Source organism: Micromonospora sp. NPDC000316 (assembly GCF_042898885.1).
Classification (GTDB): Bacteria; Actinomycetota; Actinomycetes; order Mycobacteriales; family Micromonosporaceae; genus Micromonospora.
In genome coordinates, this window is the sequence record NZ_JBIAZG010000001.1 from 501,644 (window position 1) to 514,680 (window position 13,037).

A 13,037-nucleotide genomic window follows, 5' to 3' on the forward strand; every position below is an offset into this window, starting at 1 on the left:
CCCTGCGGTGCGTGATGCTCACCCGGTCATTCGGGCAGCTAGAGGGGCAGATACGTCGAGATGTCCGCCCGAATCCCACTCACCTGGACGCGACCGTCGGTGACGGCCTCGTCCCACCCGATCCGGCCGCTGGCCAGCTCCAACCAGGTCACCGGGGACATCTCGACCACGTTTGGCGGGTTTCCCCTGGTGTGTCGGGGGCCGGGCACGCACTGGATCGCGCCGTATGGTGGTACGCGCACCTCCACCGATCGGCCGGGGGCGCGCTCCGCGAGGACGGCCAACAACGACCGGACCGCTTCTCGGAGTACCGGCCGTTCGGCCGTACGCCCCTCGTCAAGCGCCGACAGAGCCGCTGCTACGGCGGCGGACTTACTGTGCGGAGAGGACACGACGGGACGATACGACCCTTAGCCGGAGCGCTCGACGTTGGCCCTGGGTCGCGCCGATCCACTTAGACAAGGCATAGTGGCCGACGGCGTATTCGAACCGTGATGATCCCCGGCCCGGCGCCCCGCCGGCCAAGGGAAGTCAGCCCGGAAGGCGGTGGACGTGTCAACACACCGACGTGCCTGGAAGCAGCGGGCCGGTGTGGTCGTAGCGCTGGTTGCCGGCGCTCTGCTCACCGTCCCCGCAACACCAGCCGCGGCCGCCAGAATCACACAGGCTGACGGTGCCGTCACCGTCGATGCAGGTGGTGGTGCCGTCACGGTGAAGGTCGAGGTAACTCCGGACCCGGGTGAAAGCTCCGCCAATATCAACATCACCGGCCTTCCTGACGGGGTCAGCTGCGGAGGATGCGGCGAGATCACTTTCCCGGCCGGTGCGCCAGATGCACAACCAGTGCCGTTGACGTTGACGGCGGCTGGCAACGCATCAGCGGCCAACGGCACTCGGGCGACAATCCGAGTAGAAGGCAACGGAAACGACTCCCGCACGCTGCGTGTCACCGTCAGGGCGGCCGCGCCGCCGACGCCGCCGCAGAACCAGACTGTGAAGTCTGTCGCAGGCAAGGTCGTCGTGAAGGCGAACGGCGACGCGGTGCCGAACGCGATCGTGATCCTCCAGGACAGCGCCGGCCACCGCTACGACACGATCAGCGATGACAGCGGAAACTTCCGGTTCACCGGAAGCTCCCAGAAGCCGATCACCCCTGGTCGGATCGACGTGGGCGCGTCGTCCAACAACATCAACGCGGTCAAGAGCTTCAACGCGAACGCGGGCCAGGCCGTCACCGGGCAGCGCATCAGCTTGGAGATCAAGGTCGAGGTGACGCCGAGCGCCACCCCATCCCCCACGCCTGAGGCCACTCCCGAGGACGAGGCTGCCGATGAGGGTGCCGAGGAGCAGCCCTCCGAGGAGGCCACCCCGGCCGCCCCGGCGAACGCCGCCAACGAGGACGACGGCGGCGGTATCGGCTCGTACCTGATCATCCTGCTCGGTGGTCTGCTCGTCGCGGCCGGTGTCGGCACGATCGTGCTGCTCTGGATGCGGCGCAAGGAGAGCGGCGACGACGATGACGAGCCGGCGGCTGCCGGCGCGGCCGGCGCGGTGCCGGCGGCGCGGGGCGGCTTCCGCGGGGCCGAAGACCAGACCCGGGTGGTCAACCGGCCCGGCGGCGGACCCGATCCGACGATGGTCGGCGGCACTGCCCTGAGCGAGGCGCCGACGATGATGCACCGCCCGGTCGTCGACGACGTGCCGCCGGACCCGTACGCCGCGCCCGCACAGCCGTACGGCGCGGCGGGCCAGCAGGGTTGGGGCGGCGCCGGCTACGGCGACGAGCCCGCGCCTGGTGGCTACGGCGCCGGTGGCTACGGCAACGCACCGGCCTCGGGCGGCGGCTACGGCACGGCGGCTACCCCCGACGGCGGCTACGGCGCGGCCGGTGACAGCTACGGCGCCGCGCCCGGCTCCGGTGCTGGCTACGGTGCCGCACCCGGCTCCGGCGCGGGCTACGGCGCTGCGCCCGGCGGCGGCTACGGCAACGCACCGGCCTCCGGCGGTGGCTACGGCAGTCGCGACTACACCGCCCCGGCCGGGGCGGCCGGCTACCCACCGGCTCCCGCCGGTGGTGAGCGCTTCGACGAGCCGACCGGCCGGTACACCGGCGACAGCACGCAGTACCCGGCCCCGGCCGACCCGTACGCGACAGGCGTCTACCAGCCGGAGCAGGGCCAGGGCTACGGCCAGCCGGACGCTGCCCCGTACGGCGGAGGACGGACGGCCGAGCCGACCGGTGGCTACGGTCAGCAGACCAACGCGTACGAGCAGGGTGGCTACGGCCAGCCGGCCGGCGGGTACGACCAGGGCGGCTACGGTCAGGAGACTCCGCAGCAGCGCGGGGGTTACGACCAGGGCGGCTATGACCAGGGCGGCTACGGCCAGCAGGGCGGCGGGTACGAGCAGGGCGGCTACGGCCAGCCGGCCGGCGGTGGCTACGGGCAGGAGACGCCGCAGCAACGTGGCGGGTACGGCCAGGAACCCCCGCAGCAGCGCGGCAGCTACGACGACCGGGGCTACGACCAGGCCGGCTACGACCAGGCCGGTTACAACCAGGCCGGCTACGACCAGCAGGGGCGGGCCCGGCCGGACAGCCCGCCGCCGACCGAGCGGGGCGGCCGACGCCTCGACTGGCTGGACGACTGACCCGCCACACACCGCGCAGTGAGAACGGCCGCCCGGAGTTCCGGGTGGCCGTTCTCGTTGCCGAGACACGGGCCGCACCTCGACAAGCACGCCCACGCCGCAAGGTCCACTCGACGTCGGTGAAGTAGGGGTATCCCAGGCGTTCGGATACACCAACGTCGCCGATGTCGTGTTGATCAGCGCCCGGCAGCGGCCAGGCGGACCGCCAGGCAGGCGGATCGCCGATCAGGCGGCGGAGAACACGCCGTGGTGGAGGACCGGGACGACTGTCGACGCGCCGACCTGCACGGCGACCGCCACGTCCTCGGCGAAGCCACTCTCGGACAACTCCCGGCCGGACACGCTTCCCCGCACCGCGGCGGGAACGTCGGGGATGCTTGCCAGCGCGGCGAGCGTCATGGCCGCCTCCACGGAGAGCCCGCCCGGGACACCGGAGAGAGCGTCGAGCACGCTTGCCGCGCCCAACTGGTCCTCGACCGACGGCCGCAGAGACCCGTCCGGCCAGCGCTCCCCCGAGGCGATCACGCCGATCGGGGCGTCCGTCGTGCCGTACCCCTGGCTGCGCAGCCATCGCCCGACGGCGGGTGCGTTACGCAGGCACGCCGCGACCACCGGCAGCCCGGTGGCGCTGGCTGCCGCGCTGATCGCGGAGCCGTTCGGCGACGGCAGCACCAGGTCTGACACCACCGGGGCGGTGGTGAGCGCGGCCGGCGAGAGCGACCACGGATGGTCGGCCGTCACCTGCCGGCGGCCTACCGCGGCGACCGCACCGAGCCGCATCGCATACTCGGCGGCCTGCTCCCCCCAAGGGAAGGGGTGCACCCGCATTCCGCGAGCGACCGCCACCTCGACAGCGGTGGTGAACGAGAGGACGTCCACCACCACCAGGGCCGCGCAGACCCGGCCGAGTTCGGCGGCGCCCGTCAACCCCCAGTCGAATCGGGCACCCGATCCGTGCTGACCGTAGACGGCCGCCGCCAACGCCTCAGCGCTCGTCAGGTGACGGGTCGGTGACACCGGAGTCAGACTCGGACGACCCCGGCCCGATCGGCTCGACAGCGCCGGTCTCCGGGGAGGGGCCCGACGAGGCGATCGGCTCGGAGACCACCTCGGCCGCGTCCACCGGCGCGACCTCCGCGTCCGATGCGACAGGCAGCGGTACGGCCTCGACCGCGCCCGCCACGCCAGCGGCCGGCGCGGACACCTCGACAGCGGCACCGCCGAAGAGGCGCGGCAACGTCTCGGTGTGCGCGGCGCGCAGCTCGTCCAGGCCGATCCGGAACTGGCCGTGCACCTCAAGCGCACCGCCGGACGGGTCGGTGACGCCGATCAGCTCGAACGGCACCCCCCGCTCGGCGCAGAGCGCCGCGAACGCCTTGTCGTGGCCGCGCGGCACCGACACCAGCGCCCGCGTGGCGGACTCGCTGAACAGGTAGACGAACGGCATCGAGCCCTCGGCGAACTGCTCCGGCACCGCGATCCGGGCACCGACGCCACGCCGCAGGCAGGACTCGACAAGGCTCTGGGCCAGGCCGCCGTCGGACAGGTCGTGCGCGGAGGCCAGGTGACCCACCCGGGCCGCCTCGGCCAGCAGCTCGGCCAGGGCCTTCTCGCGGAGAAGGTCGACCTGCGGCGGGATGCCACCGAGGTGCTCGTGCGTCACCCAGGCCCACTCGGAACCGGACAGCTCGACGTTGGTCTCGCCCAGCAGGTAGAGCTGGTCGTGGTCGCCACCGGCGCGCGGCACGAAGCCCATCGGCACCCGGTCGGCGACGTTGTCCAGCACACCCAGCACACCAACCACGGGGGTCGGGTGGATGGCCGCCGCGCCGGTCTGGTTGTAGAAGCTGACGTTGCCGCCGGTCACCGGGATGCCCAGCTCCAGGCAGCCGTCCGCCAGGCCGCGCACGGCCTCGGCGAACTGCCACATCACGCCCGGGTCCTCCGGCGAGCCGAAGTTGAGGCAGTCGGTCACGGCGATCGGCTTCGCGCCGGTCACCGCCACGTTCCGGTACGCCTCGGCCAGGGCCAGCTTGGTGCCGTTGTACGGGTCCAGTCGGGCGTAACGGCCGTTGCCGTCCACCGACAGCGCCACGCCGAGACCGGTCCGTTCGTCGATCCGGATCACGCCGCCGTCCTCCGGCTGGGCGAGAACCGTGTTGCCCAGCACGTAGCGGTCGTACTGCTCGGTGACCCAGCTCTTGTCGGCCAGGTTCGGCGACGCGATCATGCGCAGCACGGTCTCCCGCAGCGCCTCCGGGTCGGCCGGTCGGGGCAGCGTCTCGGCCCGGTCGGCCTGGAGCAGGATCAGGTCGGCCGGCTCACGCATCGGCCGGGCGTAGACCGGGCCGTCGTCGACAAGCGAGCCCGGAGGCACGTCGACGACCAGGTGGTCGTGCCAGGTGATCAGCAGTCGACCCGGGCTGCCGTCCGGCTCCGGTGCGGTGACCTCACCGATCGCGGTGGCGAGGACGCCCCACTTCTCGCAGGTCTTGAGCACCGCTTCGAGCTTGTCCGGCTCGACGACGAGCAGCATCCGCTCCTGCGACTCGCTGGCCAGGATCTCGTGCGGGTCCATCGAGGGCTCGCGCAGCGGAACCCGCTCCAGCCAGACCCGCATGCCGGTGCTGGCCGCGGCGGCGGTCTCGGTGAGCGCGCAGGTCAGACCGGCACCGCCGAGGTCCTGGATGCCGACGACGAGTTGGCCGTCGTACAGCTCGAGGCAGGCCTCGATCAGCAGCTTCTCGGTGAACGGGTCGCCGACCTGCACTGCGGGGCGGCGTGCCTCGCTGCCCTCGTCGAATGTGGCGCTGGCCAGCACCGAGACGCCGCCGATGCCGTCGCGGCCGGTCTTGGCGCCCATCAGCACGACAACGTTGCCCGGGCCAGCGGCGGCCTTGTTCTGGAGCCGGCTGACCGGCAGCACGCCCAGGCAGAGCGCGTTGAGCAGCGGGTTGCCCTGGTAGGAGGGGTCGAAGACCAGCTCGCCACCGATGTTGGGCAGGCCCAGGCAGTTTCCGTAGCCGCCGACGCCGGCGACCACGCCGGTGAGCACCCGGGCGGTGTCCGGGTGGTCGGCCGCACCGAAGCGCAGCGGGTCCATCACCGCGACCGGGCGGGCACCCATGGCGAGGATGTCCCGGACGATGCCACCGACACCTGTCGCCGCGCCCTGGTACGGCTCGACGAAGCTCGGGTGGTTGTGCGACTCGACCTTGAAGGTCACCGCCAACTCATCGGAGATCTGCACGACACCGGCGTTCTCACCGATGCCGGCGAGCATCCGGTCGCTGGGCGGGGCCTTCTCACCGAACTGGCGCAGGTGCACCTTGCTCGACTTGTAGGAGCAGTGCTCGCTCCACATGATCGAGTACATCGCCAGCTCGGACTGGGTGGGCCGGCGGCCGAGGATCTGCCGGATCCGGTCGTACTCGTCGTCGCGGAGGCCCAGCTCGGTGTACGGCTGAAGCTCGCCCGGGGTGCCGTCGGCACGCGGGACGGTGTCCACGCCGTCGGTCCAGTCGGCCGCCGGCTGAGCGGGAGCGGAGTATGCCTCCGGTGTGTCCCGTACCGGGTCCGGATGGGTGGTCATGACCTCTCCTCGCTGCGCTCGTGCCCACCGGGCCGGCGATTGAGCTGACCGATGATCGTGCCGCCGGTCATGCCGGAGCCCCCACCAGGTGCTTGAGGACCGAGGTGAAGAAGCCGAGGCCGTCCAGGGAGGGGCCGGTGAGCGCCTCCACCGCGTGCTCGGGGTGCGGCATGATGCCGACGACGTTGCCTGCGGAGTTGGTGATCGCGGCGATGTCGCGCATCGACCCGTTGGGGTTGCCGCCGACGTAGCGGGCGACCACCCGACCCTCGGCTTCGAGCTGGTCCAGCGTCGCGGCGTCGGCGACGTAGCAGCCCTCGCCGTTCTTCACCGGGATGAGCACCTCCTGGCCGGGCTGGAACGCGTTGGTCCAGGCGGTGCCGGCCGACTCGATGCGCAGGATCTGGTCCCGGTTGCGGAAGTGCAGGTGCTGGTTGCGGGTGAGCGCACCCGGCAGCAGGTGCGCCTCGCAGAGGATCTGGAAGCCGTTGCAGATGCCGAGCACCGGCAGGCCACCCTGGGCGGCGTCCACGATCGTCTCCATCACCGGCGCGAACCGGGCGATGGCGCCGCAGCGCAGGTAGTCACCGTAGGAGAAGCCGCCGGGGAGCACGACAGCGTCGACCCCGTGCAGGCTCGGGTCACCGTGCCAGAGCCGGACCGGCTCGGCGCCGGCAATCCGGACGGCACGGGCCGCGTCCCCGTCGTCGAGTGAGCCGGGGAAGGTGACGACACCGACCCGGGCGGTCACGAGCGGGCGTCCGCGGTCTCGTCGGCCTCGACCAGGCGGACGGTGAAGTCCTCGATGACCGGGTTGGCGAGCAACTTGTCGGCGATCTCCCGGGCCCGGTCCAGGTCCGGTTCACCGGTGAAGTCGATCTCGATCCGCCTGCCGATCCGAACTGAGGCGACGTCGCTGACGCCGAGCCGGGGCAGCGCGTTTGCGACGGCCTGGCCCTGCGGATCGAGGATCTCGGGCTTGAGCATGACGTCGACGACGACGCGAGGCACTGGGCACTCCTGACTGTGTACGCAGTTGGGTGCCGACCCACAACGGGCGAGCGCAGCCAGCGTACCTGGCAGTTACCGTCGCGGACGCACCGGCCGGGCGCAGTTCAGGCAGTGATCAACATTACTGTCGGTCGAACCGGGTGTCGACGCGGGACACGCGCTCCCACCAGGGCATATTCGGCGCTGCGGGTAGCCGAACCGTTACATTGAGCTGCCTCGATCGAATTCTTGAAAACGACAGCCAATCGGCCTACCGTACATCGACGCAACTCGATTCCGGCGCCGACGGCGACCTCCCTCGGCGTCCTCCCGCACCCGGCGACCCCGGGTCCGCCCCGTCCAAGGAGTCCTCGATGCGCATCCGTCCCCTGCTCGCCATGCTCGGCGTAGCGCTCGCCGGCGCCCTCGGCAGCGCCTCCGGCGCGGTCGCCGCCCCCGCCGGCCCGCAACCCATCATCGGCGGCGGCACCGTCTCGTCCGCGCCCTGGGCCGCCGCGGTGCTCAGCAACGGCTCGTTCACCTGCTCCGGCAGCGTGATCGCACCGCAGTGGGTGCTCACCGCCCGGCACTGCATCAGCGGCACCATGTCGGTACGCGTCGGCAGCGTCTACCGGGCCTCCGGCGGCGTCACCCGCACCGTCAGCGCCACCTACACCCGCAACGACCTGGCCCTCATGCGGCTCTCCAGCACTGTCAGCACCTCGACGGTGAGCCTGGCCAGCAGCAACCCGCCGGTCGGCTCCACCAACTCGATCTACGGCTGGGGCATGACCTGCTACAGCGGCTGCTCCGCGTCCAGCCAACTCAAGACGGCCACCGTCCGGGTGACAAGCAACAGCGCCACCGACGCGTACGGCGGGCAGGCCATCCGCAGCACCCGGATCAACGGCAACGCCTGGCGGGGCGACTCGGGCGGCCCGCAGTTCTACAACAACCAGCAGGTCGGCGTGGCCTCCACGGCCGACGGCTCCAGCATCCAGAACTACGGCAGTGTCGCGTACAACCGGGCCTGGATCACCTCGACGGCCGGTGTCTGACGGTTACCGCCCCGCGCGGCGCGGATGGTCGGGCTCGTTCCGGCCGTCCGCGCCGCGTCGTTTTGCAGCATCCGATCAGGTGAACAATGCACACGATCGGGTCGCCCCACTCCTGACAGCATCGGAACCGTGCTGGTCGTGACGACGGAGCAACTGCCCGGCTACGAGATCCGACAGATTCTCGGTGAGGTGGTGTCATCGATGGCCAGGACGCGCAACCCGTACCGCGAGGGGGTCAAGAACCTGCGCGGTGGCGCGTACGACCCGATGGCGCCGGACAACCTCACCCGGTGGCGCACCGACTCGGTGGCCCGCCTCGGCGAGGAGGCCCTGCGGCTCGGCGCGAACGCCGTGATCGGCATGCGGTTCGACAGCCGGGACTGCGGCGAGATGTGGATGGAGATCTGCGCGTACGGCACGGCCGTCGTCGCCGTACCCAAGATGCCCGAGGTCATGCCGGCCGACCAGCCGGCGGTCGCCGCGGGCACGGCACACGACCCGGGCTTCACGGAGTCGCCCGGCGGCATCGCCGAACCCGCGAGCGCCCCCACCCTCCGCACAGCAGCAGAAACCCCCACCGGCGAGTAACAACCCCGGCCCTGGCCCTGCGCCTGGCCCCGCCCTCGCCTCGGCGGGGCCGGGTGGGCTTAGAGGATGGGGGGCGGGGAGTAGGTTGCGGCGTTTGGGTGGGTTTCTACCACCTTGGTGATTCGGCGGGTCAGTGCTGCCACCTGGGCGGGGGCGGCGCCCACGAAGGCCGTGCGGTCGGCGACCAGGGTGTCGATGTCGGCGCGGGACAGGCCCAGCCGGCCGTCCGCCGCCAACCTGTCGAACAGGTCGTTCTCCGGGGCGCCCTTCTCGCGCATGGCGAGCGCCACCGCTACCGCGTGCTCCTTGATCACCTCGTGCGCGACCTCCCGGCCGACACTACGCCGGACCGCCGCCACCAGGATCTTGGTGGTGGCCAGGAACGGCAGGAACCGCTCCAACTCCCGGTTGATGACCGCCGGGTACGCGCCGAACTCGTCGAGCACTGTGAGGAACGTCTGGAAGAGCCCGTCGGCGGCGAAGAACGCGTCCGGCAGGGCCACCCGGCGGACCACCGAGCAGGACACGTCCCCCTCGTTCCACTGGTCACCGGCCAGCTCACCGACCATCGACAGGTAACCCCGGATGATCACCGCGAAGCCGTTCACCCGCTCCGACGAGCGCGTGTTCATCTTGTGCGGCATCGCGCTGGAGCCGACCTGGCCCGGCTTGAAGCCCTCGGTGACCAACTCCTGGCCGACCATCAACCGGATCGTGGTCGCCAGCGACGACGGCGCGGCGGCGGTCTGCGCCAGCGCGGCAAGCACGTCGAAGTCCAACGAGCGCGGGTAGACCTGCCCGACGCTGTCCAGCACACGGGAGAAACCGAGGTGCTCGGCGACCCGACGCTCCAGCTCGGCGACCTTGTCGGCGTCGCCGTCGAAGAGGTCGAGCTGGTCGGCTGCCGTGCCGACCGGCCCCTTGATCCCGCGCAGCGGGTAGCGGGCGATCAGCTCCTCCAGCCGCTCGTACGCGATGAGCAGCTCTTCCGCCGCCGACGCGAACCGCTTGCCCAGCGTGGTGGCCTGCGCGGCGACGTTGTGCGAACGGCCGGTCATGACCAGCTCGGAGTGCTCGTGGGCCAGCCACGCCAACCGGGCGAGGGTGGCGACCACCCGGTCCCGGACCAGCTCCAGCGAGGCGCGCACCTGCAACTGCTCGACGTTTTCGGTGAGGTCCCGGGACGTCATCCCCTTGTGCACGTGCTCGAAGCCGGCGAGCGCGCTGAACTCCTCGATCCGGGCCTTCACGTCGTGCCGGGTGACGCGCTCCCGCTCGGCGATCGAGGCGAGGTCGACGTGGTCGAGCACCCGCTCGTACGCCTCGACCACGCCGTCCGGCACGGCCACGCCGAGGTCACGCTGGGCGCGGAGCACGGCGAGCCAGAGTCGCCGCTCCATCCGTACCTTCTCCTCCGGGGACCAGAGGGCGACAAGTTCGGGTGAGGCGTACCGGTTGGCCAGCACGTTCGGGATCGTCGTCACGTGCCTCATTCTCGCCTACCCGACAACGGGCGACCTGGTCGGGCAGGGCTGTGCGGCATCCCGGCGAGGACGGCCCCTGCCCGCTACAGCCCGGCCGGGGCCGGGCTGTAGCGGAGGTCGGGCGCTCGTCAGACCTCCGGGATGTCGTGCACCGGGGCGGTCACCACGATCGTCTTCGTCTGCGTGCCGTGCGCGTTGCGTGCCGTCAACGTGTAGGTGTGCTTCTGGATGTCGCCCTCCCCGCCGGAGCAGGGGAAGGTGAACTCCTCACTACCGGTCGCCGGGTAGTCGTCGCGGTAGATGCCCCCACCGTCGATCGACAGGGCCACCGCTGTGACGTTGCTGACCCGCCACTCCATCCGCACCCCGCTACCGGCGATCGGGTTGGCGCTGGTGCCGGCCGGGCAGCGCGGCTTGGCGGTCACCCGGAAGTAGCTGATGACCGGCCCGCTCGCCTTCGTACCGGACTGGCCGCTGTCGCCGCCGGTCGAGGTGCCGCCGCCCGGCTGGCCGCTCGTGGAGCCACCACCGCTCGTGGAGCCGTCGCCCGTGGAGCCACCGCCCGTGGAGCCACCGCCCTTCGGGTCACCGCTCGGCGTCGCGGCGTCGGTGATCGTGCCGGCGTCGGCGCTGGGCGTGTTCGCCGGGTCGGTGGGCACCGTGGTCGCCGCGGAATCCACGGAACTCGTCGCGGTGGAGCTACAGCCGCCGGCCGCCAGCACGACGGCCAGAGCAACGACAGTGGTACGAAGTAGCGCGTGACGGGACATGAACTCTCCTCGACAGGGCGCCGCCATCATGACGTCCGAGCGGTCCCACACCACGATAGGAAGCCCTGACAACGCCGCCCCGCCTGCGCGAGCCGTTCAGGACTGCCGCGGATCCCGTTCCGTGACGTCGTTCTGGTCGGTCTGCGGAAGGGACGCCGCCGCGACACCGGCAGGCATCGCACCGGTAGCTGCGGCACCGGTAGGCCCGGCACCGGCGTGCGGCTCGTCATCCTGTCGGCCCGCCAGGATGACGAGCCGGTCGAGGTAGAGCAACTGCAACGCCAGGAAGGCGAGCAGGAACAACAGCAGCATCGGCAAGGGCAGTATCTGAGCCAGGTCCCCCTGCGCGGTGTCCTCAGCGCCGAACTGCCCCCGGAGCCGGTAGAGCAGGAAATTCGGCGCCGGCCACAGCCCGTTCTGCGCGACGACCAGGCGCGGCCACAGCCAGTCCTGCGCGGCGACCAACCAGGTCAGCAGCCCGGCCCCGGCCACCATCGGCAGGGCGGGCAGCAGCATCGTCGAGGTGAACCGGCCGCCGCCCTCCCAACGTTCCCGCTGGCCCCTGAAGAACAGGGTGAACACCACGAGCGCGGGGACGGAGAGCCAGCTCGGCGGGATCAGCGCCGCGAAGGTGTCCAACTGCTCGGCCTCACGAACCCGGAGGTAGTGGGCACCCGCGAGTGGGCCGACGCCGACGAAGAGCCAGGGTGCGAAGGGCAGCAGGAGAAGCTCGCTGGCCCGGCCCAGCGGGCGCAGGCCACCGATCGCAAATCCGGCCAGCGCGGCGAGGCCCACCCCGATCACCGTCGAGATCAGCGGTGGCAGCCAGGTGTTGACCTGAATTTGGCCGGCGGTGACACCCCGGGGCAGCGGCGCCACGTCGGCGGTGAGCAGCCGCAGCCACGGCGTCAACACGTACGCGAGCACGACGACGAACGCCAGCAGCCCCACCACCAGGAGGCCGAGTGCGACAGGACTCCGCACGGCACGGGTCGGTTCCGCCGGGCGGTCGCGCCAACCGGTGAAGGCGATCCGCGTACGGGTCAGCAGAAGCAGGGCGACGGCGAGGAGGCCGAGCGTTCCCAGCAGCACCAACAGCACCGCACTGCCGGCAGCGCCGACACCGGTCTGGGCGAGGACGAAGGTCTGCTGGTAGACGTCCAGCAACGGAGTTCTGTTCTGCCCCCACTGGGCGACGACGGGCCACTGGAGGGACCAGGACTGCATCGTCACCGCGACGACGGTAAGCGCCAGCACGCCGCCGGCGGCCAGGGCCGCCGGCAGGGACCTGCCGTGGGGGCGGCGGCACCACACGGCGAGGAAGACTGTGGCACCGATCGCGATCACCAGCCCGGCGGGCAGCAGCGCCACCGTACTGATGGCGGAGGTCTTCCCCGGGCCGGTGCCGGCCTGTTCCATCGTCCGCGCCGTCCCCACGGCGAGCGGGGCGTAGGCGGCCAGCGGCACGGCCAGCAGCGCCCGGGTGACAAGTCTCGGCACCCGGCCAGCCCGCTCCGCCGCGAGCGCGAGCGCAGGGGCGACGATCAGCGCGAGCAGCACCGGTACCAGTGCGAGCAGCAGCACGTAGACCAGGTCACCGAGGAATCCCGACGCGGCAATCTCTCGGTAGTTGTCCAGGCCGCCATCGGAGGCTTGGCTGCGGCGGTTCGGCACCAGTCTTGCTGGCCCAAAACTGTCCACAAGGGTGCTGATCGACGGAATGACGTACGACCAGAGCAGGGCGACGGCGGCCGGCACGACAAGCGCCAGGCCGGTGATGATCTGGGCCGTCCGACTCAGCCGGACGCCCCCCGACGGCGGCCGAGGGGGCGGCACGGCGAAACGAGCCTGCGGACCGGACGTAGACATCGGGGTGGTCGACATCGGGCTTGATCCTCCAGGGCAT

At 71.4% G+C, this 13,037-nt stretch carries 11 protein-coding genes; 3 read left to right on the forward strand and 8 right to left on the reverse strand.

Features of this window, described 5'->3' with window-relative positions:
- Positions 1 to 38: 38 nt before the first annotated feature.
- A complete protein-coding gene (locus ACFY2Q_RS02360) occupies positions 39 to 392 on the reverse strand; it encodes a sterol carrier family protein (protein WP_387126753.1) in 354 nt (117 codons plus the stop codon).
- A 160-nt stretch (positions 393 to 552) separates the two neighbouring features.
- Between ACFY2Q_RS02360 and ACFY2Q_RS02365 the strand changes: the two genes are divergently transcribed.
- A complete protein-coding gene (locus tag ACFY2Q_RS02365; protein WP_387126755.1) occupies positions 553 to 2,649 on the forward strand; it encodes a carboxypeptidase-like regulatory domain-containing protein in 2,097 nt (698 codons plus the stop codon).
- A gap of 225 nt (positions 2,650 to 2,874) precedes the next feature.
- Here the strand turns inward: ACFY2Q_RS02365 and ACFY2Q_RS02370 are convergent, their stop codons facing one another.
- From ACFY2Q_RS02370 to purS, 4 genes are all read right to left on the reverse strand, one after another.
- On the reverse strand, positions 2,875 to 3,666 hold the full coding sequence (locus ACFY2Q_RS02370; RefSeq protein WP_387126757.1) for a 2-phosphosulfolactate phosphatase: 792 nt from the start codon (positions 3,664 to 3,666) through the stop codon (positions 2,875 to 2,877).
- The gene (gene purL, locus ACFY2Q_RS02375) at positions 3,635 to 6,241 is read right to left on the reverse strand and encodes a phosphoribosylformylglycinamidine synthase subunit PurL (RefSeq protein ID WP_387126759.1); all 2,607 of its coding nucleotides are present in this window, start codon (positions 6,239 to 6,241) and stop codon (positions 3,635 to 3,637) included. Before purL ends, ACFY2Q_RS02370 begins: the two co-directional genes overlap by 32 nt.
- A 67-nt stretch (positions 6,242 to 6,308) precedes the next feature.
- Complete coding sequence (gene purQ / locus ACFY2Q_RS02380) at positions 6,309 to 6,992, reverse strand: phosphoribosylformylglycinamidine synthase subunit PurQ (RefSeq protein WP_387126761.1); 684 nt, start codon at positions 6,990 to 6,992, stop codon at positions 6,309 to 6,311.
- Positions 6,989 to 7,252, reverse strand: a complete 264-nt coding sequence (purS, locus tag ACFY2Q_RS02385; protein WP_053651986.1) for a phosphoribosylformylglycinamidine synthase subunit PurS — start codon at positions 7,250 to 7,252, stop codon at positions 6,989 to 6,991. Before purS ends, purQ begins: the two co-directional genes overlap by 4 nt.
- 353 nt (positions 7,253 to 7,605) lie before the next feature.
- Here purS and ACFY2Q_RS02390 point away from each other — a divergent pair, with 353 nt between their 5' ends.
- Complete coding sequence (locus tag ACFY2Q_RS02390; RefSeq protein WP_387126763.1) at positions 7,606 to 8,289, forward strand: S1 family peptidase; 684 nt, start codon at positions 7,606 to 7,608, stop codon at positions 8,287 to 8,289.
- Positions 8,290 to 8,313: 24 nt separating this feature from the next.
- Positions 8,314 to 8,877 carry a YbjQ family protein gene (locus tag ACFY2Q_RS02395; RefSeq protein WP_387126765.1) on the forward strand — a complete coding sequence of 188 codons (564 nt, stop codon included), beginning with the start codon at positions 8,314 to 8,316 and terminating at the stop codon, positions 8,875 to 8,877.
- Between the two features lie 59 nt (positions 8,878 to 8,936).
- Here ACFY2Q_RS02395 and purB read toward each other — a convergent pair whose 3' ends face one another.
- The 3 genes from purB to ACFY2Q_RS02410 form a co-directional block, all read right to left on the reverse strand.
- Complete coding sequence (gene purB / locus ACFY2Q_RS02400; RefSeq protein WP_387126767.1) at positions 8,937 to 10,361, reverse strand: adenylosuccinate lyase; 1,425 nt, start codon at positions 10,359 to 10,361, stop codon at positions 8,937 to 8,939.
- Between the two features lie 128 nt (positions 10,362 to 10,489).
- On the reverse strand, positions 10,490 to 11,131 hold the full coding sequence (locus tag ACFY2Q_RS02405) for a hypothetical protein (RefSeq protein ID WP_387126769.1): 642 nt from the start codon (positions 11,129 to 11,131) through the stop codon (positions 10,490 to 10,492).
- Between the two features lie 96 nt (positions 11,132 to 11,227).
- Entirely contained in the window at positions 11,228 to 13,015 is a 1,788-nt protein-coding gene (locus ACFY2Q_RS02410) for a sugar ABC transporter permease (RefSeq protein WP_387126771.1), read from the reverse strand.
- Positions 13,016 to 13,037: the final 22 nt, after the last annotated feature.

Bases quoted from the DNA above. Each gene is read 5' to 3' on its own strand.
- purL (WP_387126759.1), bottom strand. From the start codon at position 6,241: ATGACCACCCATCCGGACCCGGTACGGGACACACCGGAGGCATACTCC.
- ACFY2Q_RS02390 (WP_387126763.1), top strand. From the start codon at position 7,606: ATGCGCATCCGTCCCCTGCTCGCCATGCTCGGCGTAGCGCTCGCCGGC.
- ACFY2Q_RS02395 (WP_387126765.1), top strand. From the start codon at position 8,314: ATGGTCGGGCTCGTTCCGGCCGTCCGCGCCGCGTCGTTTTGCAGCATC.
- ACFY2Q_RS02405 (WP_387126769.1), bottom strand. From the start codon at position 11,131: ATGTCCCGTCACGCGCTACTTCGTACCACTGTCGTTGCTCTGGCCGTC.
- ACFY2Q_RS02410 (WP_387126771.1), bottom strand. From the start codon at position 13,015: ATGTCGACCACCCCGATGTCTACGTCCGGTCCGCAGGCTCGTTTCGCC.